The sequence below is a fragment of the Janthinobacterium sp. SUN137 genome, assembly GCF_030587265.1.
Taxonomy (GTDB): domain Bacteria; phylum Pseudomonadota; class Gammaproteobacteria; order Burkholderiales; family Burkholderiaceae_D; genus Janthinobacterium; species Janthinobacterium kumbetense.
In genome coordinates, this window is the sequence record NZ_JAPWHZ010000003.1 from 828,063 (window position 1) to 850,554 (window position 22,492).

Sequence of the window (22,492 nt, forward strand, 5' to 3'; positions counted from 1 at the left end):
TGTTCCGATATTTGAAATGCGTGTTCAATTTAACGGTTGCGAAATGCGCTGTCAATGAAATTTCATGAAAAATCGGACTGTTTCATTCCTGAATCCGGAATCCGTGACTTTGCCCCACTCCTGAAACAACAATGGCGGCTTATCCGCAACAGACAAGCCGCCATCCCTCGCCGCGCCGTCGCGCTTAGAACTTCAGGCGCATGCCGGCCGTAAAGGCGCTCGAGTTATGCCCAGGCAAGGGCACGCTGCCGCCGCTCGATGCATCGCCGACGAAGTTGGTACCCGCGCCATCGTTGCTGATGCGGCCGTACGAGGTGTACAGATTCGTGCGCTTGGACAAGGCATACGTGTAGCCGATGGCCAGCTGGCGCCCGCCGCGGCGCGCATTCGTGCGGTCATCCTTGCGGATGTACGAAGCCATCACGCTGCCCGCCGCGCCCACGGGGGCCGATGCGCCCAGCATGTAGTTGCGGAAATCCGTGCCCGCATCGTCCTTGTCCGTCTCATACGCGGCGTGCAGCTTGGCGGGACCGAAGTCGTAGGTGCCGCCCAGCAAGGTGACTTTCGCCGTGTTCAGCGGCGTATCCTTGCGGTTGTCGTGGGCCAGGGTCAGCACGAGCGGACCGTTGGCGTAATCGATGGAAAAGTCGATGGTGCGGCCCAGGGTGTTGCTGTCCGGCTTTTCGCCCAGGCCGTACATGACGGCGGCCGACAAGCCGTTCACCTTCGGCGTCTCGTACATGATGGAATTTTTCGTGCGCAGGCTGGCCACGCTCATCAGGTTGATCGAGGCGCCCGTCATGCCCGTCTCGAACGGGTCGATATTGTCCAGCGCGGTGAACAGCGGGTTGTGCTGCAAGCCCAGGTTCACGGCGCCGAAGCCGCCCGACAGGCCCACGTAAGCCTTGCGCCCGAACAAGGCGCCCTGGCGGTTGGCGCCCGTATCCACGTCGAGGCCGTTTTCCAGCAAGAAGTTGGCCTTTAAATTATTGCCCAGGTCTTCCGTGCCCTTGAAGCCGATGCGGCTGCCCGACTGCACGCCGGTGGCCAGCTTGGTGACGGAACCGTCCGCGCCGCCGTGTTCGGACGTCAGGCCCGCGTCGAGCAAGCCGTACACGGTGACGGACGATTGGGCGCTGGCGTTGCCGGCAAGAAAGGAAGCCAGGATGGCTGCCGCTACGAGTGTGTGTTTCATGTCATCTCCAGGTATTGTGGTTTTTATGGGTACTTCAACAAGAATCAACAACGGTGCTGCAAATGCTGCAAATGCGGCCGCTCAGGCGATCAGCCCGGCCATCGGCGACGAGGGCGAAGCGCTCATGGCGTCCGCTCTCCGGGGCATGCGTCCGGCCAGGTAAGCCTCGCGTCCGCCCTGCACTGCCAGTTTCATGGCGCGCGCCATGCGTATCGGTTCGCGCGCCGCCGCGATGGCGGTATTCATCAAAATGCCGTCGCAACCGAGTTCCATGGCGATGGCCGCGTCCGACGCCGTGCCCACGCCCGCGTCGACCAGTACGGGCACGCGGGCTTGCTCGATGATCAGCGACAAGTTCCACGGATTCAAAATACCCATGCCCGAGCCGATCAGTGACGCCAGCGGCATGACGGCGATGCAGCCGAGGTCTTCCAGCATGCGCGCCTGGATGGGGTCGTCGCTGCAATACACCATCACCTGGAAGCCGTCGCGCACCAGCTCCCCGGCCGCCTTGAGGGTTTCCGGCATGTTCGGGAACAGGGTCTTTTCATCGCCCAGCACTTCCAGCTTGCATAGCGGGTGGCCGCCCAGCAACTCGCGCGCCAGCTGCAAGGTGTAGACGGCGTCGCGCGCGTTGTAGCAGCCGCCCGTGTTGGGCAGGATCGTGTATTTCGACGGCGGGATGAAGTCGAGCAAGTTCGGCTCGCCCTTTTCCTGGCCGATGTTGACCCGGCGGATCGTCACGGTGACGATGTCGGCGCCGCTCTCTTCGATGGCCAGGCGCGTTTCCTCGAAATCCTTGTACTTGCCGGTGCCCACCAGCAGGCGCGACTGGTAGGTGGTGCCGGCCAGGGTCAGGCCGCTGGGTGGCTGGCTGGGGGTGGCGTCGTCTCTCATCGTGGTGCTCTCCTAAGTTGAACCAAAGCGGTCTCTTGCCGGGGCGGCTCGCCGCAAAACGCAAAATCGACGTCGGGCCGGCGTCCCGACACGAGGTCGGCGATCGCCCTGCCCGCGCCGCAGCCCATGGTCCAGCCCAGGGTGCCGTGACCCGTGTTGAGGAACAGCTGGCGGTAGCGCGTGGTGCCGATGTAGGGCACGTTCGACGGCGTCAGGGGGCGCAGGCCAGCCCAGTAGACGGGGTCGCTGTAATCGCAGGCGTGGGGAAACAGCGCCTGCACGCGGCGCGTGATGGCGGCGCAGCGCACGGGATTGAGTTCCCGCGTGTAGCCGTTCAGCTCGCACGTGCCCGCCACGCGCAGGCGTTCGCCCAGGCGCGAAAACACCAATTTATGGCCATCGTCCGTCAGCGAGACGGTCGGTGCGGCGGATGGGTCAAGGATGGGATAGGTGGCGGAATAACCCTTGCCCGGATACAACATCAAGCGTATGCCCAGCGGCTGCAGCAAGGGCGCGGAAAAGCTGCCCATGGCCACCACCACTGCGTCCGCGTATTCCAGGCGGTGGCGCCCGTGCGCATCGATGCATTCCACGCCCGCGATGCGTTCGCCATCGGCCAGCAGGCGCGTCACGGTGGTGCCGTACTGGAAATCCACGCCGGCAGCCGCGGCGCGAGCGGCCAGCGCCGTGGTAAACAGATGCACGTCGCCCGACTCGTCGCTGGCCGTGAAATCGCCGCCGACGATGTGCCGGCGGGCATGGGCCAGGGACGGTTCCAGCCGTATCACCTCGTCGGCGCTGACGGTGTTGCGCGGGCAGTCCAGTTCGCGCAACAGCGCGGCGCCCGCTTGCGATTTGTCAAACTCCTGCTGGTCCGTATAAAAATGCAGGATGCCCCGCTCGAGGTGATCGTAGGCTATGCCCGTCTCGCGCCGCAGTGCCTGCAAACTCTGCCGACTGTACTCGGCCAGGGCGACGATCTGGCGCATATTGCGCGCCACCCTCGACGGCAAACACTCGCGCAGGTAGTGCAAGGCCCACTGCCATTGCAGCGCATCCAGGCGGGGACGGAACAGCAGCGGCGCATCGTCCTTGCCCAGCCAGCGCACGACCTTGCGCAGGGTGGCGGGATTCGCCCACGGCTCCGCATGCGAGACAGAAATCTGTCCGCCGTTGCCGAAGCTGGTTTCCTGCGCGGCGCCCGCTTGGCGCTCGAACACGCGCACGTCGTGGCCCGCCTGGCGCAAATACCAGGCCGATGCCGTGCCGACCACGCCGGCGCCGAGGACGAGGATCTTCATGGCGGGCCCGCTTCGCTTAGCGCGTCAGCAGGACGGCGATGGCGACGAAGGCGGCGATCCACACCGTTTCCATCACCAGCATGATCACGGGACGCCAGCCCAGCGAGGCCAGCGACTGGAACGACGTTTTGACGCCCAGCGCGGCGATGGCGATGACGAGACAGGCGCGCGAGGCATTGTTGATCCAGCCATTCACTTCCTGCGGAATCAGGCCCAGGCTGTTCGTGATGACGAGCCAGACAAAGCCGATCAGGAAGAACGGTACGAGCGGCGGCGCATCGACTTCGCTCTTGCCATCCTTGCGCTTGAACATGATCGACAGGCCCAGCACGACAGGCACGAGGCAGGCGACGCGCGTCAGTTTCACGAAGGTGGCCACGTCGCCCGTGTGGTTGCTGACCAGGTAGCCGGCGCCCACCACTTGCGCCACGTCATGGATGGTGCCGCCGATGAACACGCCCGCTTCCGTCGGGTCAAAGCCCAGCAGCTTGACCAGCAGCGGGTAGACGATCATGGCCAGGGTCGACAGCGACGTCACGCCCACCACCGTCAGCAGCGTGAATTTCTCGTTTTCCTTGGTTTGCGGCAGCACGGCCGAGATGGCCAGCGCGGCCGAGGCGCCGCAGATGGCCACGGAACCACCGGACAAAATCCCTTCCGTGATGGGCCGTTTCAGCCACCTGGCCAGCATATAGCCAAAGCCCAGGGTGGCCACCAGGCCGCCGACGACGATCAATAAGGGTGTCACGCCCACGGAAGCGATCTGGTTGAAGGTGATGCGCGCGCCCAGCAGGGCCACGCCCGTGCGCAGCAGCACCTTGCTGCAAAACTCGATGCCGGGCTTGCAGGTAGGGTCGGATGCGAGGAAGTGGAAGGCCAGGCCGAAGAACAGCGCATACAGCAACTGGGGGCCGCCGTAATTGCTGGAAATAAAGGTGGCCGACAGGGCGATCACCAGCGCGATGGCCACGCCGGGCCAGCTGCGCAGCACGGCGCGGGGACGCCAGATGGCGACGGCGGAAGACAGGTAGGGAATGTTCTTGTCGACAACGCGTGTTATCGCTGAGGAGTTGGTTTTCATGCGGGTCCGCTCATAATGTTTTAAAAATTGGGACATTTCATCTCGTTTTTTAATAATACACGATGAGCTAGCGAAGTCCATGCTTTTCCATGAAAATCGAAACCGGATGTTCCGGAAACTGACGTTTTAAGGTTGATGCTGGCGTAAACGACAAGCGGCGCGGCCCTTTGCAGGGACGCGCCGCTCTTTAACTATGAGCCTGAGGGCTTACTTTTTGTTCAGGCGGGTAATCAGGCTGGATGTATCGTAGCGGTTACCGCCCGCCTGCTGCACTTCGCCATAGAACTGGTCCGTCAAGGTCGTCACGGGCAAGTCGCTGCCGTTGCGCTTGGCTTCGGCGAGGCAGATGCCCAGGTCCTTGCGCATCAGGTCGACGGCGAAGCCGAAGTCGAACTTGCGCTCGATCATGGTCTTGCCCCGGTTTTCCAGCTGCCACGACTGCGCCGCACCCTTGGAAATCACGTCGACGACGAGGGCCGCGTCCAGGCCCGCGTTTTCCGCAAAGGCGATGCCTTCGCTCAAGGCTTGCACGAGGCCCGCGATGCAGATCTGGTTGACCATTTTTGTGAGCTGGCCGGAACCGGAGGCACCCATGTAGGTGACGGCGCGCGAGAACAGCGCGATGACGGGCTCGGCCCTTGCATACGCTTCCGCATCGCCGCCAACCATCACGGTCAGCTTGCCGTTTTCCGCGCCCGCCTGGCCGCCGGACACGGGCGCGTCGAGGAAGAACACGCCCTGCTCTTTCGCCGCCGCATGGATGGTGCGCGCCGCTTCGGCCGAGGCCGTCGTATGGTCGATCAGGATGCTGCCCGGCGCCATGGCGGACAGCAAGCCGCCCTCTTCCAGGATGACTTGATACAGATCATTATCGTTGCCGATGCACGTAAACACGAACTCGGCGCCTGCAGCGGCGGCGGCCGGCGTGGCGGCGCTGCTGCCCTTGTGCTGTTCCAGCCAGGCGGCCGCGCGGGCCGGATTGCGGTTGTACACGGTGACGTCGTGCCCGCCCGCCGCCAGGTGACCTGCCATGGGGAAACCCATGACGCCCAAACCGATGAATGCCACTTTTGCCATATTGTCCGTCCTGTCGATGAATGAATCCGATTATTGTTGCACAAACAGTCGCCGCCGGCAGCCTCAAGGCGCGGGGGCGCGCCGATAATACAGGTCGAACTCTTCCTCGCCATCGGGCACGAAGCCGTGACGCACATAGAAACGGTTCGCCTCGCTGCCGCGCAAGGCGCCCACACGCACGCTCTTGCGGGCCGCATCGGCCTCGGCAAACACGCGCGCCAGCACGGCCGCGCCCATGCCTTGCCGCTGGTAGCCGGGCGCCAGGTAGAGGTGGTCGAGCAACAGATAGTCCGCTTGCGGCCGCAACACATAGAAGCCGGCCAGCGTGTCGTCATGGCGCAACTGCCAGGTGCAATCGGGGTCGAACGTGGCCAGGAAGCGCTGGCGCGCCCGCTGCGGGTCATAGCGGCCGATGCGCTCCAGGCTTGCGCGCATGGCAGCCACGCGCAGGCTGGCCAGCGCCTCGCCATCGGCCAGGCTGGCAGGCAAGAAGGTCAGCACAGCAGTTCGCGCAGCGCCGCCACCAGGGCTGCGCATTCGTCCGGGTTGCCTATGCTGATGCGCAAATACTGGCTGATGCGCGGTGCATTGAAATGGCGCACGATCACGGAACGGGCGCGCAAGCCGGCGGCCAGTTGCGCCGCGTCATGCTGCGGGTGGCGGGCAAACACGAAATTGGCCACCGAGGGCAGCACCTCGAAGCCCAGCGCCGCCAGGTCCGCCGTCAACTGCTCGCGGCTGGCGATCACGGCCTGGCGCGTTTGCTGGAAATACGCTTCGTCGTGCAGCGACGCGACGGCGCCGGCCAGCGCCAGCCGGTCCAGCGGATACGAATTGAAACTGTTCTTCACCCTTTCCAGCGCCTCGATCAGGTCCGGGTGCCCGAAAGCACTGCCCACGCGCAAGCCGGCCAGCGAGCGCGACTTCGAGAACGTCTGCACCACCAGCAAGTTCGGATAACGCTCGACCAGGGCCACGGCACTCTCGCCGCCGAAATCCACATACGCTTCATCGACCACCACGACGGCGTCGGGATGGTCGCGCAGCATGGTTTCCACGCCGGCCAGCGGCAAGTCCACGCCTGTCGGCGCGTTGGGATTGGGGAAGATGATGGCGCCGCACGGCCCCTGGTAGTCTTCCGGACGGATGCGCATGGCATCGTCGAGCGCTACCGTGCGGTAATCGATGCCGTACAGCTTGCAATACACGGGATAGAAGCTGTAGCTGATGTCCGGGAACAGCAGCGGCGCATCGTGCTTGAGCAAGGCCATGAAGGCCAGCGCCAGCACTTCGTCGGAACCGTTGCCGACGAACACTTGCGCGCTGCTCAAGCCGTGGTAATCGGCCAGGGTTTGCTTCAATTCGCTGGCGGAAGGGTCCGGATACAGGCGCAGGCTGTCGTTGGCCGCTGCGCGCAGCGCGGCCAGCACCTGGGGCGAAGGGCCGTAGGGGTTTTCGTTGGTGTTGAGTTTGACCAGGCCGGGCAGTTTCGGTTGCTCGCCCGGGATGTAGGGGGTCAGCTCGCTGACGATGGTGCTCCAGAATCGGCTCATTGGTTTTATTGGTGGGGGCAGGATGGGGGTACGGTAGATTACCATAGGGTGAGCGGGGTCAAGGCGGACACCATCGGCGAAGAGTAGCGTGGGCGACATCGGCCCCAACGTGAAGAGGACGCAGCATGAACAGCATGCACAAGCTGAGCGATACGCAGGTGCGGCATGGCGCGCTGACGCAACAGTCACGCCAGCGCAAGATCGATGCGTGGCTGCAGGTCGCAGCCAGTCTCAGCGAGCAGATCACCGTCGAATTGCAGACTGCCACGGAGCAGCTACAGGGCGAAGGAATGGCCGACTTGCAGCGCGTGACGGCGCTGGCGCAACGCCTGGCAAGCAATAGCAAAGCCATGCGCGATACCCTCGGGACACTGTTTGACAGCGGTGAAAAAAGCGAGGAGCATGCAGTGACAAGCACGGAGGATTGCGCCATGGACGAGCAAGTCAACGCACTGGCAAAAGACATGGCCAGTGTGAAACTGGACGTAAAGGATGTAAAGGCCGATGTGGCTGGTCTCAAGGTGGATGTTGCTGGTCTGAAAACGGATGTCGCTGCTCTCAAGACCGATATCGGCGTTCTCAAGACGGATGTCAGTGGCTTGAAACTGGACCTCGCTGTGGTGCGCTCCAATTATGCGACCAAGTCAGATGTGGCTGAGGCGAAGTCGGCTGTCATCCTGTCGTGTGTGGGGACGATCATTGCCATGTCGGGCGTCGCGTTTGCGATGGCCAAGCTCGTGCACTAGCTTGCGGTAGTGGGGACGCTGGCTTTCAAAGTCTGAATGGAGGAAAAAACGCCTTGCGCTGCGCGCTTTGGGCGGTTTTTCTACCTGGCCTTGATACGCTGGTGGCTGGCATCTGTTGTGGGCATAAAAAAAGCTCCCTTGCGGGAGCTTCTCTTATGTATTCTGGCGGAGAGGGTGGGATTCGAACCCACGGTACGATTTAACGTACGCTTGATTTCGAGTCAAGTACATTCGACCACTCTGCCACCTCTCCGTTTACTGCGGTCTATTCGTTCAAACTGACGTGCCTGTTTGAACGAGGCGCTATTTTAGCATGGGGATTGTTGGGTTGGGTAGGGGTTTTATTGGCGATTTGCAACTGAGGGCTGGTGGCCAAACCAAAAAACCAATTGGGCGATTCGGAGAGCCTCGTAAAGGCGCGGCTCGCCTTTGTAGATGCCGCCTTGGAGCACGCGTGAACACCAATTGGACGATTCGGGGAGCCTCGCGCGAGTACGCGCTCGTCTTCGAATCCCACGCGCAAGGCGCGCAGGCGCCTTGCTCCTCTTCGCCGCCACAAATAAAAAAAGCTCCCTTGCGGGAGCTTTCTCTATTTGTTCTGGCGGAGAGGGTGGGATTCGAACCCACGGTACGATTTAACGTACGCTTGATTTCGAGTCAAGTACATTCGACCACTCTGCCACCTCTCCATTTGCTGCGGTCTTTCCCCGCATTGCTGCGAGAAGGCAAGATTATAGCAGCCGCTTGAAAAAATGGAAGGACTATTTTTCGCCTTCCATTCACCGGCTGCCCGAACCTTTTAAGCCTTCAGATGCGTCAGGCCACCCATGTATGGGCGCAGCACGGCCGGGATCTCGACGCTGCCGTCCGCTTGCTGGTAGTTTTCCAGCACGGCCACCAAAGTGCGGCCCACCGCCAGGCCGGAGCCGTTCAGGGTGTGCGCCAGTTCCGGCTTGCCGGCGGCGTTGCGGAAACGCGCCTGCATGCGGCGGGCCTGGAAGGCTTCGCAATTCGACAGGGACGAAATCTCGCGATAGGTGTTTTGCGCCGGCAGCCATACTTCCAGGTCGAAGGTCTTGGTGGCGCCGAAACCCATGTCGCCCGTGCACAGTGACATCACGCGGTATGGCAGACCCAGGCGTTGCAAGATGGCTTCCGCATGGCCGACCATTTCTTCCAGCACCTGGTACGACGTGTCCGGATGCACTACTTGCACCATTTCCACCTTGTCGAACTGGTGCTGGCGGATCATGCCGCGCGTGTCGCGGCCGTAGCTGCCCGCTTCCGAGCGGAAGCATGGCGTGTGGGCCGTCATTTTCAGGGGCAATTGATCGAGCACCAGGATTTCATCGCGCGCGATGTTGGTCAGCGACACTTCCGACGTGGGGATCAGGTAGAAGGTCTCGCCCTCGCCTTCCGCGCCGCCTTTTTTCACCGAGAACAGATCGGCTTCGAATTTCGGCAGCTGGCCCGTGCCGCGCAAGGAATCGGCGTTGACCATGTACGGGGTGTAGCATTCCGTGTAGCCGTGCTCGTCCACATGCGTATTCAGCATGAATTGCGCCAGTGCGCGGTGCAAACGGGCGATGCCGCCCTTCATGACGGAGAAGCGCGAACCGGTCAGCTTGGTAGCCACTTCGAAGTCGAGGCCCAGCGGGGCGCCCACGTCGACGTGATCCTTGACCTCGAAATCGAAGGTGCGCGGCGTGCCGACCTTGCGTACTTCCACGTTGCCCGACTCGTCCGTGCCCAGGGGCGACGATTCATGCGGCAAGTTCGGCACGGCCATGATGAAATCGCTCAGCTTGGCTTGCACCAGGGTCAGGGCCGCTTCATCGGCTTTCAACTCATCGCCCAGGCCGGCCACTTGCGCCATCACGGCCGAGGTGTCTTCCCCCTTGCCTTTCAACATGCCGATTTGCTTGGACAGCGCATTGCGCTTGCCCTGCAGCTCTTCGGTGCGCGTCTGGATCGCCTTGCGTTCGGCTTCGAGGGCGGTAAAGCCTGCCACGTCGAGCTGGAATTTGCGCGTCGCCAGGCGTTCTGCGACGGTGGCGATGTCTTTACGGAGAAGTTGGATATCTATCATGGGTGGATGGCGGTGCCGATGTATCGAAAGCACTCATTGTACCAAGACCCAGTTCACTTCGATGAGTTTTGCGCAAGGTCAACCATCGTCATGGCGGCCTGGCCGGGCACTCGCGCCCGCTTTACATTTTCTGCTTGGCTTATTGCTTAAATGAACGCGGCTTTTTCGGCAGCGGTCAGGCGGCGGGCGCTGACGGTAACGACAGGCATGTCTGCGGCCTGGGCGATCACGCTGCTGCTGGCGCTCACTTCCAGGGTATTCGCGCCGGCGGTGGCGAAGCTGGCGCCGATGGCGATGATGGCGGCGGCGACAAAGGTGATTTCCATGTTTTTCAGTGCGTTCATGATGTGACTCCTGGTTAGTTTGTTTCGTTGACTGCTGCTGGTATGGTGGTACTTTAGCCAACGGCCGCAAACAACGCCACCGGCTTGCGACCAGCGGCGAAAAACAGGGAGCGAACGGTGAAAAACGGGGACTGAAGGGAAAACAAGGGAATGAACAACGCCTGACAAAACCGTAGCGAGCGGCAGTGATTTGTGGCTAAGAAGCGCAACCGTGCTAGAGCACGGTGAGCATCGCAGGCCGCAAAGCGCGCCGCGCAGTAGGTTTTGACAGGCGTTCTACAAGGCGTCCTTGACGAGATGCCCCAGGCGGCCGATAGCCTGCTCGATGCGCGGCGTCCACGCATTGCCGCAATTGAGGCGCAGATAATTGCCGAACTTGCCCGAGGCCGAGAACAGCTGGCCCGGCATATACGCCACGCCGTCCGCGATCGCCTGGCCATGCAGGGCCAGCGCATCGACTTGCGGCGGCATCTGCACCCACAGCACGAAACCGCCCTGCGGCTCGGACAGCATGCAGTCCGCCGGAAAGCTGGCCGCCACGGCGTCGGACATGCGGGCGATGCGCTGCACCAGGGTGCGCCGCATCTTGCGCAGCTGCTGGTCGTAGCTGCTGCCTTCCAGAAAGTCGGCCAGCACGGCCTGGAAGAAATGGCTGGTGGCGCCGCTCGACACGGTTTTCAGCAGCGCCACTTCCTGCGCGAAACGCCCGGCCAGCACGTAGCCCACGCGCGACGCGGGGGTGATCGCCTTGGAAAACGAGGAGCACAACAGCACATTGCCGCTCGTGTCATAGGCCTTCACGGGCCACGGACGCTGCGGCGCAAAGCACAGGTCGCCATATACGTCGTCTTCCACCAGCGGAATATTGAATTCCGACAGCAGCCCCGCCAGCCGCTTCTTGTTTACTTCCGGCATGACGCAGCCGAGCGGGTTGTTCGCGTTCGGCACGAACAGGCACGCTTGCACGAGGCCGGCGCGCAGGGCCAGTTCCAGCGCGTCGAGCGACGGCCCCGTCTTCGGGTCGGTGGGAATTTCCAGCGCCTTCATGCCCAGGCTTTCGATCATCTGCAGCAGCACGAAATACGTGGCCGACTCGATGGCGATGGTGTCGCCCGGCTTGGCGACGGCGCGCAGGCACAGGCTGATCGCTTCCGTGCAGGAATTCGTCACGACGATCTCGTGCGGGTCGAGCTTGCCCCAGTCCAGCGCCCGGCGCGCCACCTGGCGCAGGAAATTGCCTTCGCTGATGTCGTAGCAGCTGACTTTACTCAGCAGGACGGGATCGCGCCGCGCCACGGCGCTGATGGTGCGCTGCATGCGCTTGATCGGCAGGATCTCGTCGGGCGGCCATGCCGTGCCCAACTGCACGATATTCGCCGTTTCGTTATCCTTCAGCACGCGCATCAACAGATTGTTGATGCCGACAAAGGCCGGCTCCTTCAGGTGCTGGGCGTCGGCGCTGCAGGGCCGGCGCGGCGCCCGGTGGCGCACGAAATAGCCGGACTGGGGCCGCGCATCGACCTGCCCCCGGTCTTCCATCAGGCGCAAGGCTTGCATCACGGTACTGATGGAAATGCGCTTTTGCTGCGCCAGGTGGCGTATCGACGGCAGGCGGTCGCCGGGCGCGAACACGCGCGAGTCGATCAGCGCACCCAGCTCGTTGGCCAGGTGTTCGTACAGATTCAAATGCGCGCTCATGTTCATCCCTTCAGTATGCGGCGGCCGCGCGGGGCCGGCACAGATACAGTTGTCCGCTTTTTTGATAAGCACAGTCTACGGCGAAGTGTACTGTATTCATCACAATTTCGATTTCCTGCATCTGTCATGGTTCACGGCAAGGGCCTAAGCTGTTCCTGTCAGCACAACAGGAGCGACGCCATGCATACCGACCACGAATTACGCAACGAACGGCCCTTGCGCCTGGAAAAAGCGCACGCCAAGGTCATCGAATGCCTGTCCGGCACGGCGTGGATCACGGCCTACGCCCAGTTCGAGGATTGCGTGCTGCGCAGCGGCGAACGCTACACGATACCGAATGACGGCCTGGTGCTGGTCGAAGCCGTGGGTAGCGGACACATCCGCGTCCATGGCACGGCCGCACCGCGCCCCGCCCTGCTGCGCTGGCTGAACCTGGCACTGCCTCACACCTTGAATATTAGGAATACATGACTCAAGCACCACCACCGCGCGTCCTCGTCACGGGCGCCGCCGGCGTTATCGGCACCGTTTTCTGGAAGAGCCGGCACGGGGAATTTTCCCTGCGCCTGGCCGACCTGCACACAGGCAAGCTGGCCGAAGCGCCCTGCCCGTTCATTCAGCTCGACGTGAGCGACTATAGTGCCTGCCTGGCCGCCTGCGCCGGCATCGACATGGTGCTGCACCTGGCCGGCGTGCCGCACGCCAGCGCCGATTTCGATGCGCAACTGCTGCAACCGAACGTCATCGGCACGCACAATATCTTCCGCGCGGCACAGGCGCAAGGCGTGAAAAGAGTCGTGTTTGCCAGCAGCGCACAAGCCGTGGAAGGCTATCCGCTCGATGTGCAGGTGCACGAGCACATGCCGGCGCGCCCGGCGAACATGTATGGCGCCAGCAAGGCCTTCGGCGAAGGCGTGGCCTCCGCGTTCGCCCACCAGCATGGCATGACGGCGATCGCCGTGCGCATCGCCAACGTGGCGCAGTTTGAGAAAGGTCAACAACACAGCGCGCGCGACATCGCCGCCTTCATCAGCGAGCGCGACGTGGTGCAATTGCTGGCCCGCTGCATCGCCGCCGACGTGCCGCCCGGCTACCACGTCGTGCATGGCGTGTCGGACAACCGTTATAAACGCTTGTCGATCGCGGCGACGCGCCAGCTGGTGGGCTACGCGCCGCAGGATGACGGTTTTACCTTGCTGGGCCTGTAAGCCTCAGCCCTTCCCTGCCTTCCTGTCCAGCTCGCGCAGCCACGCCAGCTTGTCGGCGATCTTGCTTTCCAGGCCGCGCGGCACGGGCTGGTACCAGCCTGGTTCCGCCATGCCGTCCGGAAAATACGTTTCACCGGCCGCATACGCATCAGGTTCATCGTGCGCATAGCGGTAGGCGTGGCCGTAGCCCAGTTCCTTCATCAGCTTCGTCGGCGCATTGCGCAAGTGCACGGGCACTTCCTTCGATTTATCTTTCTTGACGAAGGCCATGGCCGTGTTGAACGCGTTGTAGCCGGCATTGCTTTTCGCGGCAATCGCCAGGTAAATCACGGCCTGGCCCAGCGCCAGCTCGCCTTCGGGCGAACCGAGCCGTTCATATGTTTCCGCCGCGTCATTGACCATGGTCAAAGCGCGGGGATCGGCCAGGCCGATGTCTTCCCAGGCCATGCGCACGATGCGCCGCGACAAATAACGGGGGTCGGCGCCGCCGTCGATCATGCGGCAAAACCAGTACAGGGCCGCGTCCGGGTTGGAACCGCGCACGGACTTGTGCAGGGCGGAAATCTGGTCATAGAAATTGTCGCCGCCCTTGTCGAAACGGCGCGAATTCAAGGTCAGCGCATTGTCGACGAAGGCCGCGTCGATCGTGGTCGTGCCCGTCGAGCTGGCGGCCGTCTCGGCCTGCTCCAGCAAGTTCAAGAAGCGCCGCGCATCGCCGTCCGCATAGCCGATCAGGGTGTCGGCCGCCGCTTCGTCGAAGGTCAGGTGCGTCAAGGCCGTGCTTTGCGCCTTGGCCAGCAACTGCTTCATCTCGTCTTCGTTGAGCGATTTCAGCACATACACTTGCGCGCGCGACAGCAGCGCCGAATTGACTTCGAAACTGGGGTTTTCCGTCGTCGCGCCGATGAACGTCACCAGGCCCGATTCGACGAAGGGCAGCAAGGCGTCTTGTTGCGATTTATTAAACCTGTGGATCTCGTCGACGAACAATAAGGTGTGCTTGCCGAACTGGTCCAGGCTGTGGCGGGCCTGGTCCATGGCTGCGCGGATATCTTTCACGCCAGCAAATACGGCCGACAAGGCAATGAATTCACTGTCGAAGGCATTCGCCATCAGGCGCGCCAGGGTGGTCTTACCCACGCCGGGCGGCCCCCATAAAATCATCGAATGGGCCTTGCCCGCCTCGAACGCGAGGCGCAGCGGCTTGCCAGCGCCCAGCAGGTGCGTCTGGCCGATGACTTCGTTCAGGGTGGCTGGCCGCAAGGCTTCGGCCAGCGGCTGGCGCGGCGCGGTGGAAAAGAGATCCGCCATAATGAGTTACCTAATAAGAATGCAAAAGCCCCGCATTGCTGCGAGGCCGGCTCATACGCAAGGCGCGACAGTCTTAATTATTAATGACGTCGGCGCCCTTGGGCATGACAAATTTAAAGTGATTGGCCGAAAGCGCCGGATTTTTCTGGAAGTTCTTGAACGCCAGCACCGAGGTCTGACCGAACGAGTCGCGCAATTCCATCGCTTCGGGCACGCCGTTGCGCAAGCCGATGGTGATTTCGTCGAACGTCGTATCCTTGGCTTTCGGCGTGGCTTTCAGCCATTCCAGGCCGTCGCGCGTACCCGCTTCCGCCAGGGTGAAATTCTTTTCCAGGTCGTTGCTGCCGAACAAGATGGCCGCCGGCGAGGAACCGAGCGCGTCGCCCAGTTTCTTGACCGTCACCTGGCTCAAGTCCTTGTCGTAGATATACAGCTTGTCGCCATCGGCTTGCAGCAACTGCTCGTACGGCTTCAGGTAGGTCCAGATGAACTTGCCCGGACGGGCGAACTCGAACGTGCCGCTGGCGGGCGTCGACACTTTCGCCTTGCCGCTGGCGTCCGCCTTCTTGACTTGCCGCTGCACGAATTCGCCCTTGGCCGACTTGGTGCCGGCCGCAAAGCTCTTGAATTGCTCAAGCGCGCTGGCCGAGGCGCTGGCCGCGAACAGCAGGCTGCAGGCAACGCTGGCCGCGCCGATCATCATTTTTGCTGCGAAAGTATTGCTTTTCATTCTTTACCCTTGTTCGGCACTTGCCGCCGGCACCAGGATTTCCCGGTTGCCATTGGATTGCATGGTTGATACCACCCCGCTCTGCTCCATCTGCTCGAGCAGACGGGCGGCGCGGTTGTAGCCGATGCGCAAATGGCGCTGCACCAGCGAAATCGAGGCGCGACGGTTTTTCAGCACCACCGCCACCGCCTGGTCGTACAGGGCATCGGCCTCGCCGCCGCCCTCGCCCGGCGCGCCGCCTTCGGCGCCGTCGCCTTCCAGGGTGCCGCCTTCGAGGATGCCCTCGATGTAATTCGGTTCGCCCTGCAGCTTCAAATGGCTGACAACGCGGTGCACTTCTTCATCGGACACAAACGCGCCGTGCACGCGCATCGGCAAGCCGGTGCCGGGCGGCATGTACAGCATGTCGCCCATGCCCAGCAAGGTTTCCGCGCCCATCTGGTCCAGAATGGTGCGCGAGTCGATCTTCGACGATACCTGGAAGGCGATACGCGTGGGAATGTTGGCCTTGATCAAGCCCGTGATCACGTCTACAGATGGGCGCTGCGTGGCCAGAATCAAGTGCAAGCCGGCGGCGCGTGCCTTTTGCGCGATACGCGCGATCAATTCCTCGACTTTTTTGCCCACCACCATCATCAAATCGGCCAGTTCGTCGATGATGATGACGATGGTCGGCAGTTTTTCCAGCGGTTCCGGCGAATCCGGCGTCAGGCTGAACGGATTCGGGATGTGTTCTTCGCGCTTTTTCGCGTCGGCAATCTTCGCGTTGTAGCCGGCCAGGTTACGCACGCCCATCTTGCTCATCAGCTTGTAGCGGCGTTCCATCTCGTTCACGGCCCAGTTCAGCGCGTGGCCGGCCTGGCGCATGTCCGTCACGACGGGCGCCAGCAAGTGCGGGATGCCTTCGTAGACGGACATTTCCAGCATCTTCGGATCGATCAGGATCAGGCGCACGTCGAGCGGGTCGGATTTGTACAGCAGCGACAGTATCGTCGCATTGATGCCGACCGACTTACCGGAACCGGTGGTGCCGGCCACCAGCAAGTGCGGCATTTTCGCCAGGTCGGCCACGACGGGCTTGCCGGCGATATCCTTGCCCAGCGCAATCGTCAGGCTGGACACGCCATCGTTGTAGACCTTGGAGCCGAGGATTTCCGTCAGGCGCACGATCTGGCGCTTGCTGTTCGGCAATTCCAAGGCCATGTAATTCTTGCCGGGAATGGTTTCCACCACGCGGATCGACGTCAAGGACAGCGAACGGGCCAGGTCGCGCGCCAGGCCCACGATCTGGCTGCCCTTGACGCCCGTGGCCGGCTCGATTTCATAGCGCGTGACCACAGGGCCGGGGTAAGCGGCCACTACCTTGGCATCCACGCCAAAGTCCGAGAGTTTCTTTTCGATCAGGCGGCTCGTGAATTCCAGGGTTTCCACGGAAACCGTTTCCACCACGGGCGGCGCCTCGTCGAGCAGCGACAAGGGCGGCAGCTTGCCATCGCCCAGGTTCTCGAACAGATGGGCCTGGCGTTCCTTTTCCACGCGCTCGGATTTCACCACCGTCACAACCTGCGGCTCGATCTTCACGGGCGGCGCAGCCACGTGCTTTTCCACGTGCTTGGCCCGTTCGATGACCACCACTTCGTCGCGGCGCACGGCGGCCACTTCGCCCTGGCGGCGGTCTTCGCGGTCCTGGTAGCGCAGCACGAACCAGTTGAAAGCGTCTTCGATGGCGCCGCCGATGCGCTCGGCCACTTGCAGCCAAGACACATGGAAGAACAGGCTGAAACCCAGGCCAAACAGCAGCAACAGCAATAAAGTGGCGCCCGTGAAACCGAAGGCCACGTGGGCCGAGTGCCCCACCAGCTGGCCCAGCACGCCGCCCGGATCGCGCGGCAGCTGCACGTGCAGGCTTTTCGCCATGCGCAGGTATTCGAGGCCCATACTGCCGATCAGCATGATGGAGAAGCCGACGATGCGGATCAGCATCTCGACGTGGTGCTCGCGCTCCACCTCTTCCTCTTCCAGCAGGAAGCGCTTACTCAGGCGGCGATAGCCATGCCACACCGTGCGCAGCAGCCACACGCACCACCACCAGGCGGAAAAACCGAAGATATACAGCAACAGATCGGAAAAGGTGGCGCCCAGCTTGCCGCCCAGGTTGGCGACCTTGTCGACATTGGTGGCGTGCGACCAGCCAGGGTCGAGCTTGTTGAAGCTGGCCAGGATCAGCACGAAATACAAGGCAAACGCGGCCAGCGCGAACCAGCGCGCCTCGGACAACAGCCGCACCAGCCGGTTGGGCAGGGGCCGGCGTTCGACCGGTTTTCGGGTGTAGCTATTTTGATTGGCCTGGGCTGGTTTAGTCATTCTGGGAAGCGCTGCAAGGTGAAAAATGTTTCTGAAAGGGAATTTCCCATAATAAGGAAGTATTCTAAGCCATATATGCCCCGGACGGCCCCACGATTCGTCGCTACAGGCGGCTTGGTCTATAATCGTGGATTGCTTGCGCAAGCGCAATACGCCCTTGTTCTTCGCGCGTATGCCCCCAATTCGGATAGACCCCACTCATAGAGAAGCCTCATTATGACCACTACCAAACACGCCCGCGTTTTGATCCTCGGCTCCGGCCCAGCCGGCTACAGCGCCGCCGTCTACGCCGCCCGCGCCAACCTGAACCCGATGCTGGTCACCGGCGTGGAACAAGGCGGCCAGCTGATGACCACCACCGACGTGGAAAACTGGCCAGGCGACCCGATGGGCGTGCAAGGTCCGGACCTGATGCAGCGCCTGCTGCAGCACGCCGAGCGTTTCAATACGGAAATCGTGTTTGACCACATCCACACCACTTTCCTGAATGAAAAACCGATCCGCCTGAAGGGCGACAGCCACGAATACACGTGCGACACCCTGATCATCGCCACGGGCGCATCCGCGCAATACCTGGGTCTGCCATCGGAAGCGGAATTCATGGGCAAGGGCGTGTCCGCCTGCGCCACCTGCGATGGCTTCTTCTACCGCAACCAGGAAGTGGCCGTCGTCGGCGGCGGCAACACGGCCGTCGAAGAAGCGCTGTACCTGTCGAACATCGCCAATAAAGTCACCCTGATCCACCGCCGCGACAAGTTCCGCGCGGAAGCAATTTTGATCGACCGCCTGAACGCCAAGGTTGCCGAAGGCAAGATTGTGTTGAAATATAACCACACCCTGGACGAAGTGACGGGCAACGAAGGCGGCGTGACGGGCTTGAACATCAAGTCGACCATCGACGGCAAGGTCGAAGCGCTGAGCGTGCATGGCGTGTTCATCGCCATCGGCCACAAGCCGAACACGGGCATCTTCGAAGGCCAGCTGGAAATGCACAACGGCTACATCAAGACCAAGACGGGCCTGGAAGGCATGGCCACCGCCACCAGCGCGCCGGGCGTGTTTGCCGCCGGCGACGTGCAAGACCACATCTACCGCCAGGCCATCACCAGCGCCGGCACGGGTTGCATGGCAGCACTGGACGCCCAGCGCTACCTGGAAGGCCAGGAGTAAGCGTCGCATGGCGTCGATGAAAGACTTTGCCGACCTGAAAGCGGTCAGCAAGCAGCTCAAGGAGCAGGCGGACGCGCGCGCGCAAGCTGCGGCGGAGCGCGTCCAGCAAGCCAAGGTGCAAGCCGTGGAAAGCAATCTGTTCAAGGCCAGCATCGGCGGCGTCAAACGCCTGCCCGAGTCGGACCGCTACGTGCCCAGCCTGCCCAAGGCGGGCGCCATGGCAGCCCAGCAGCCGGCACGCAAGCTGTCGCCGGAAGAGGACGATGCGGCCGTGCTGCGCGAATCGCTGTCGGACTTGTTCGAAGTCGACCATTACCTGGAAAACGATCCGGCCCTGAACTACGCCCGCCCCGGCGTGGGACCGGACGTCGTGAAAAAGATGTGCAAGGGCCACTGGCCCGTGCAGGATGAGCTGGACTTGCACGGCTTGCGCCGCGACGAGGCGCGCGACGGCATCGGCGCCTTCCTGAACCAGGCCACGCGGCGCAAGCTGCGCTGCGTGCGCGTGATCCACGGCAAGGGTTTCGGCTCGAAAGGCCAGGAACCGGTCTTGAAATCGATGGTGCACAGCTGGCTCGTGCAAAAGGATGAAGTCATCGCCTTTTGCCAGGCGCGCCGCTCCGAAGGGGGCGATGGCGCGCTGGTGGTATTGCTTTCTTCCGCACTGCAGCCGATCCGCTAGGCTTGACAGCAAGCAATTACAATTCAGTCACCAGTTCCGCACTGCACACGGCCCCGTTTGTCACCATTCGGGGCCGTGTCATGTTAACCTGTGACAATTATTTCCTGCTCAAGCGCTCCACCCATGATGCCACCCCAATTGCCGCCTGGCTCGCTGATCAAGATCATTGAGGTCATCGCCATTCTGGTGGGCGCGTTTTCCGGCTTCATCGAAGCGCGCCGCAAGCGCATGGACCTGGTCGGCGTGTTCGTCGTGGCCTTCATCACGGCATTCGGCGGCGGCACCCTGCGCGACATCCTGCTCGACAAGCGGCCCCTGTTCTGGGTGTCGCACCAGGAATACGCAATTTTGATCTTCGTGCTGGCCCTGACGGCCGCGCCCCTGATCCAGCATTTGCGCCAGATCGTCTCGGAACGCCTGATCGTCATCGCCGACGCCATCGGCCTGGGCATGTTCGCCATCGCGGGCGTGGCCGAAGCGATGCGCGCCGGCATGCCGATCTTTATAGCCTCGATGATGGGGGTGATTACGGGGATTTTCGGCGGCGTGATGCGCGACATCGTCTGTAACGAAGTGCCGATGGTATTTCGCGACGGCAAACCGTATGCGATCTGCGCGTTTTTCGGCTGCTGGGCTTATTTATTGCAGATGCACTTCGGCGCCGAGCACGACTTTGCGCTGTGGACCAGCGCCAGCGGCATCACGATTCTGCGCCTGATCTGCTGGAAATTCGACATGCGCTTGGGGCGCTGAACGGTGCTGATGCGTAATCCATAATATTATTGGCAACTCATGTCGGATTACGCGCTGGCGCTAATCCGACCTACGGTCTGCTGAAGAACATCTACATAGCGCCTGCCAGAAGCGTAGCGAGCGGCAGCGATTTGTGGCTAAGAAGCGCAACCGTGCTGAAGCACGGTGAGCATCGCAGGCCGCAAAGCACGACGCGCAGTAGCTTATGGCTGGTGCTAGACGGCGTCTGGACCCGTTTCGCCCGTACGGATGCGGATGACCTGCTCCACGTCCCGCACGAAGATCTTGCCATCGCCGATCTTGCCCGTGCGGGCCGCCTTGATGATGGCGTCGACCACCAGTTCCGACACGCTGTCGTCCACCACCACTTCGACTTTGACTTTCGGCAAGAAGTCGACCACATACTCGGCGCCACGGTACAGCTCGGTATGGCCTTTCTGACGGCCAAAGCCCTTCACTTCCGTCACGGTCAAGCCCGTCACGTTCACATCGGCCAGGGCCTCGCGTACTTCGTCGAGCTTGAATGGTTTGATGATGGCGGTAATCTGTTTCATGGCTACTCCTTAAAATTGTTGGATTGTGGACAGATGGCTGCTTACTCGTAGAACTTGGAAGTGATGGGATAGCGCCAGTCGCGGCCGAAGCCACGGTGCGTGACGCGGATGCCCACCGGCGACTGGCGCCGCTTGTATTCATTGATCTTGATCAGGCGCGTGATTTTCGCCACGTCGGCCGGCGGGTAGCCAGCCTCGATAATGTCGGCGATCGGCCGATTTTCTTCCATGTACAGCTGCATGATGCCGTCGAGTATTTCATACGGCGGCAAGGAATCCTGGTCCAGCTGGTCGGCGCGCAGCTCGGCCGACGGTCCGCGCGTCAGGATGCGCTCGGGAATCACGTCCGACACGCTGTTGCGGTACGCACACAGGCGGTAGACGAGGGTCTTGGCGATATCCTTGATCACGGCAAAGCCGCCCGCCATGTCGCCGTACAGGGTGCAATAGCCAACGGCCATCTCGCTCTTGTTGCCCGTCGTCAAGACGATGCTGCCATGCTTGTTCGACAGGGCCATCAGCAAGGTGCCGCGGATGCGCGCCTGGATATTCTCTTCCGTCGCATCTTCCGCCAGTCCCGCGAACTCCTCGGCCAGGGTGGCGCGGAAGGCGTCGAAAGTTTGCTTGATCGGAATTTCATCGTAGCGCACATCGAGGCGTTTTACCATGTCGCGCGAGTCGATCCACGAGATATCGGCCGTAAATTGCGACGGCATCATGACGGCGCGCACCTTGTCGGCGCCCAGCGCATCGACGGCAATGGCCAGGGTCAGCGCGGAATCGACGCCGCCCGACATGCCGATCAGCACGCCAGGGAAGCCGTTCTTGCCGATATAGTCGCGCACGCCCAGCACCAGCGCCTGGTACACCTGCGCTTCGGTGGTCAACGGTGCGGCCAGCGGCTGCGATACGGGGGTGGCGCCGTCGAAATCGACGACCTGCAAGTCTTCCCCGAAATGGCGCAGCTGGGCGCAGATCGTGCCGGCCGCATCCATGACAAACGAGTCGCCATCGAAAATCAGCTCATCCTGGCCACCGACCAGGTTGGCGTACACGAGGGCCATGCCTTGCGCGCTGACGTTCTTGCGCATGGTGTCATAGCGCAGATGCTGCTTGTTCATGTGGTACGGCGAGCCGTTCGGCACCAGCAGCACTTGCGCGCCAGCCGCGCGGGCGCGCATCGGCGCATGCTCGAACCACGTGTCTTCGCAGATATTGATGCCGAAACGCACGCCCTTCACGCCAAACACGAAAGCCTGGTCGGACGACGTAAAGTAACGTTTTTCATCGAACACGGTCGTATTCGGCAAGTCGTGCTTGCGGTAGGTGCCCAGCACTTCGCCGTTCAGCAGCACGGAGGCAGCATTGTGGCGCACGCCCTTCTCGTCTTGCAGGGGCAAGCCCACCACCACGTGCAAATCCTTGAACTGGGCCAGGTCGGCAGCCAGTCCCGCAAACGCTTCCTGCGTTTTTGCGTAGAATGCATTGCGCAGCAACAGGTCCTCGGGTGGATAGCCGACCAGCGACAGTTCCGGCGTGAGCACGATATCGGCGCCCGCCTCGAACGCGCGGCGGGAAAGATCGAAGATCTTGGCACGGTTGCCGGCCAGATCGCCGACCGTACTATTCATTTGAGCAATTGCGACTTTGACTGTCATGATGATGATGGATATTTCGTTCTATTAAACAAGACAGGGGCGCGCAGGCCGATGGCGGCGCCCCGAGAGTGATGAATGCAC

General features: G+C 62.0%; 21 protein-coding genes and 2 tRNA genes. 6 read left to right on the top strand and 17 right to left on the bottom strand.

Annotated features, from left to right (window positions below):
* Positions 1-184: 184 nt before the first annotated feature.
* The 7 genes from O3298_RS18630 to hisC all read right to left on the bottom strand — a co-directional run bounded on the left by O3298_RS18630 (position 185) and on the right by hisC (position 7,104).
* The gene (locus O3298_RS18630; protein WP_099664802.1) at positions 185-1,195 is read right to left on the bottom strand and encodes a porin; all 1,011 of its coding nucleotides are present in this window, start codon (positions 1,193-1,195) and stop codon (positions 185-187) included.
* An 81-nt stretch (positions 1,196-1,276) separates the two neighbouring features.
* Positions 1,277-2,092 (bottom strand): thiazole synthase, encoded by an 816-nt coding sequence (locus O3298_RS18635; RefSeq protein ID WP_305053434.1) that lies wholly within the window; start codon positions 2,090-2,092, stop codon positions 1,277-1,279.
* The gene (locus O3298_RS18640) at positions 2,089-3,393 is read right to left on the bottom strand and encodes a D-amino acid dehydrogenase (protein WP_305060229.1); all 1,305 of its coding nucleotides are present in this window, start codon (positions 3,391-3,393) and stop codon (positions 2,089-2,091) included. Before O3298_RS18640 ends, O3298_RS18635 begins: the two co-directional genes overlap by 4 nt.
* A gap of 16 nt (positions 3,394-3,409) precedes the next feature.
* The gene (locus tag O3298_RS18645; protein ID WP_251352042.1) at positions 3,410-4,474 is read right to left on the bottom strand and encodes a YeiH family protein; all 1,065 of its coding nucleotides are present in this window, start codon (positions 4,472-4,474) and stop codon (positions 3,410-3,412) included.
* 207 nt (positions 4,475-4,681) lie between these two features.
* On the bottom strand, positions 4,682-5,551 hold the full coding sequence (locus O3298_RS18650) for an NAD(P)-dependent oxidoreductase (protein ID WP_099664806.1): 870 nt from the start codon (positions 5,549-5,551) through the stop codon (positions 4,682-4,684).
* A 63-nt stretch (positions 5,552-5,614) separates the two neighbouring features.
* Complete coding sequence (locus O3298_RS18655; protein WP_369811607.1) at positions 5,615-6,088, bottom strand: GNAT family N-acetyltransferase; 474 nt, start codon at positions 6,086-6,088, stop codon at positions 5,615-5,617.
* A complete protein-coding gene (gene hisC / locus O3298_RS18660; RefSeq protein ID WP_289911917.1) occupies positions 6,046-7,104 on the bottom strand; it encodes a histidinol-phosphate transaminase in 1,059 nt (352 codons plus the stop codon). The genes O3298_RS18655 and hisC overlap by 43 nt, the downstream gene beginning before the upstream one ends.
* 125 nt (positions 7,105-7,229) lie before the next feature.
* Between hisC and O3298_RS18665 the strand changes: the two genes are divergently transcribed.
* Positions 7,230-7,850 (top strand): hypothetical protein, encoded by a 621-nt coding sequence (locus O3298_RS18665; protein ID WP_305060230.1) that lies wholly within the window; start codon positions 7,230-7,232, stop codon positions 7,848-7,850.
* A gap of 163 nt (positions 7,851-8,013) precedes the next feature.
* Here the strand turns inward: O3298_RS18665 and O3298_RS18670 are convergent.
* From O3298_RS18670 to O3298_RS18690, 5 genes are all read right to left on the bottom strand, one after another.
* A tRNA-Ser gene (locus O3298_RS18670) sits at positions 8,014-8,103 on the bottom strand.
* Positions 8,104-8,449: 346 nt separating this feature from the next.
* Positions 8,450-8,539, bottom strand: a tRNA-Ser gene (locus tag O3298_RS18675).
* A gap of 110 nt (positions 8,540-8,649) precedes the next feature.
* Complete coding sequence (gene serS / locus O3298_RS18680; protein WP_305060231.1) at positions 8,650-9,939, bottom strand: serine--tRNA ligase; 1,290 nt, start codon at positions 9,937-9,939, stop codon at positions 8,650-8,652.
* Positions 9,940-10,085: 146 nt separating this feature from the next.
* On the bottom strand, positions 10,086-10,283 hold the full coding sequence (locus O3298_RS18685) for a hypothetical protein (RefSeq protein WP_099664811.1): 198 nt from the start codon (positions 10,281-10,283) through the stop codon (positions 10,086-10,088).
* A 276-nt stretch (positions 10,284-10,559) separates the two neighbouring features.
* Positions 10,560-11,981, bottom strand: a complete 1,422-nt coding sequence (locus tag O3298_RS18690) for a PLP-dependent aminotransferase family protein (protein WP_289911920.1) — start codon at positions 11,979-11,981, stop codon at positions 10,560-10,562.
* A 180-nt stretch (positions 11,982-12,161) separates the two neighbouring features.
* On the opposite strand from O3298_RS18690, the gene O3298_RS18695 reads away from it, so the two are divergent.
* A complete protein-coding gene (locus O3298_RS18695) occupies positions 12,162-12,452 on the top strand; it encodes a DUF2917 domain-containing protein (RefSeq protein WP_289911921.1) in 291 nt (96 codons plus the stop codon).
* Positions 12,449-13,189 carry an NAD(P)-dependent oxidoreductase gene (locus O3298_RS18700; protein WP_289911923.1) on the top strand — a complete coding sequence of 247 codons (741 nt, stop codon included), beginning with the start codon at positions 12,449-12,451 and terminating at the stop codon, positions 13,187-13,189. The genes O3298_RS18695 and O3298_RS18700 overlap by 4 nt, the downstream gene beginning before the upstream one ends.
* A gap of 3 nt (positions 13,190-13,192) precedes the next feature.
* Here the strand turns inward: O3298_RS18700 and O3298_RS18705 are convergent, their stop codons facing one another.
* From O3298_RS18705 to O3298_RS18715, 3 genes are all read right to left on the bottom strand, one after another.
* Positions 13,193-14,500 carry a replication-associated recombination protein A gene (locus O3298_RS18705; RefSeq protein ID WP_305060232.1) on the bottom strand — a complete coding sequence of 436 codons (1,308 nt, stop codon included), beginning with the start codon at positions 14,498-14,500 and terminating at the stop codon, positions 13,193-13,195.
* A 73-nt stretch (positions 14,501-14,573) separates the two neighbouring features.
* Positions 14,574-15,230, bottom strand: coding sequence for an outer membrane lipoprotein chaperone LolA (gene lolA, locus O3298_RS18710; protein WP_035826475.1), 657 nt, complete (start codon positions 15,228-15,230; stop codon positions 14,574-14,576).
* Positions 15,231-15,233: 3 nt separating this feature from the next.
* Positions 15,234-17,594 carry a DNA translocase FtsK gene (locus O3298_RS18715; protein WP_099664816.1) on the bottom strand — a complete coding sequence of 787 codons (2,361 nt, stop codon included), beginning with the start codon at positions 17,592-17,594 and terminating at the stop codon, positions 15,234-15,236.
* Positions 17,595-17,810: 216 nt separating this feature from the next.
* Between O3298_RS18715 and trxB the strand changes: the two genes are divergently transcribed.
* From trxB to O3298_RS18730, 3 genes are all read left to right on the top strand, one after another.
* Positions 17,811-18,764: a thioredoxin-disulfide reductase gene (gene trxB / locus O3298_RS18720; RefSeq protein WP_034786153.1), complete on the top strand. Its 954-nt coding sequence runs from the start codon at positions 17,811-17,813 to the stop codon at positions 18,762-18,764.
* A gap of 7 nt (positions 18,765-18,771) precedes the next feature.
* Positions 18,772-19,446, top strand: coding sequence for a Smr/MutS family protein (locus tag O3298_RS18725; protein ID WP_305060233.1), 675 nt, complete (start codon positions 18,772-18,774; stop codon positions 19,444-19,446).
* Between the two features lie 123 nt (positions 19,447-19,569).
* A complete protein-coding gene (locus O3298_RS18730) occupies positions 19,570-20,199 on the top strand; it encodes a trimeric intracellular cation channel family protein (protein WP_034786156.1) in 630 nt (209 codons plus the stop codon).
* A 215-nt stretch (positions 20,200-20,414) separates the two neighbouring features.
* Here the strand turns inward: O3298_RS18730 and O3298_RS18735 are convergent, their stop codons facing one another.
* On the bottom strand, positions 20,415-20,753 hold the full coding sequence (locus O3298_RS18735; RefSeq protein WP_034758685.1) for a P-II family nitrogen regulator: 339 nt from the start codon (positions 20,751-20,753) through the stop codon (positions 20,415-20,417).
* 41 nt (positions 20,754-20,794) lie between these two features.
* Positions 20,795-22,411 (bottom strand): NAD+ synthase, encoded by a 1,617-nt coding sequence (locus O3298_RS18740; RefSeq protein ID WP_305060234.1) that lies wholly within the window; start codon positions 22,409-22,411, stop codon positions 20,795-20,797.
* Positions 22,412-22,492 lie beyond the last annotated feature (81 nt).

Coding starts and splice junctions, on each gene's coding strand:
- O3298_RS18685 (WP_099664811.1), bottom strand. CDS start 10,283: ATGAACGCACTGAAAAACATGGAAATCACCTTTGTCGCCGCCGCCATC.
- O3298_RS18665 (WP_305060230.1), top strand. CDS start 7,230: ATGAACAGCATGCACAAGCTGAGCGATACGCAGGTGCGGCATGGCGCG.
- O3298_RS18635 (WP_305053434.1), bottom strand. CDS start 2,092: ATGAGAGACGACGCCACCCCCAGCCAGCCACCCAGCGGCCTGACCCTG.
- O3298_RS18640 (WP_305060229.1), bottom strand. CDS start 3,393: ATGAAGATCCTCGTCCTCGGCGCCGGCGTGGTCGGCACGGCATCGGCC.
- lolA (WP_035826475.1), bottom strand. CDS start 15,230: ATGAAAAGCAATACTTTCGCAGCAAAAATGATGATCGGCGCGGCCAGC.
- O3298_RS18735 (WP_034758685.1), bottom strand. CDS start 20,753: ATGAAACAGATTACCGCCATCATCAAACCATTCAAGCTCGACGAAGTA.
- serS (WP_305060231.1), bottom strand. CDS start 9,939: ATGATAGATATCCAACTTCTCCGTAAAGACATCGCCACCGTCGCAGAA.
- trxB (WP_034786153.1), top strand. CDS start 17,811: ATGACCACTACCAAACACGCCCGCGTTTTGATCCTCGGCTCCGGCCCA.
- O3298_RS18715 (WP_099664816.1), bottom strand. CDS start 17,594: ATGACTAAACCAGCCCAGGCCAATCAAAATAGCTACACCCGAAAACCG.
- O3298_RS18740 (WP_305060234.1), bottom strand. CDS start 22,411: ATGACAGTCAAAGTCGCAATTGCTCAAATGAATAGTACGGTCGGCGAT.
- O3298_RS18650 (WP_099664806.1), bottom strand. CDS start 5,551: ATGGCAAAAGTGGCATTCATCGGTTTGGGCGTCATGGGTTTCCCCATG.
- hisC (WP_289911917.1), bottom strand. CDS start 7,104: ATGAGCCGATTCTGGAGCACCATCGTCAGCGAGCTGACCCCCTACATC.
- O3298_RS18730 (WP_034786156.1), top strand. CDS start 19,570: ATGATGCCACCCCAATTGCCGCCTGGCTCGCTGATCAAGATCATTGAG.
- O3298_RS18700 (WP_289911923.1), top strand. CDS start 12,449: ATGACTCAAGCACCACCACCGCGCGTCCTCGTCACGGGCGCCGCCGGC.
- O3298_RS18725 (WP_305060233.1), top strand. CDS start 18,772: ATGGCGTCGATGAAAGACTTTGCCGACCTGAAAGCGGTCAGCAAGCAG.
- O3298_RS18655 (WP_369811607.1), bottom strand. CDS start 6,088: ATGCGCAGCCCTGGTGGCGGCGCTGCGCGAACTGCTGTGCTGACCTTC.
- O3298_RS18690 (WP_289911920.1), bottom strand. CDS start 11,981: ATGAGCGCGCATTTGAATCTGTACGAACACCTGGCCAACGAGCTGGGT.
- O3298_RS18630 (WP_099664802.1), bottom strand. CDS start 1,195: ATGAAACACACACTCGTAGCGGCAGCCATCCTGGCTTCCTTTCTTGCC.
- O3298_RS18645 (WP_251352042.1), bottom strand. CDS start 4,474: ATGAAAACCAACTCCTCAGCGATAACACGCGTTGTCGACAAGAACATT.
- O3298_RS18705 (WP_305060232.1), bottom strand. CDS start 14,500: ATGGCGGATCTCTTTTCCACCGCGCCGCGCCAGCCGCTGGCCGAAGCC.
- O3298_RS18695 (WP_289911921.1), top strand. CDS start 12,162: ATGCATACCGACCACGAATTACGCAACGAACGGCCCTTGCGCCTGGAA.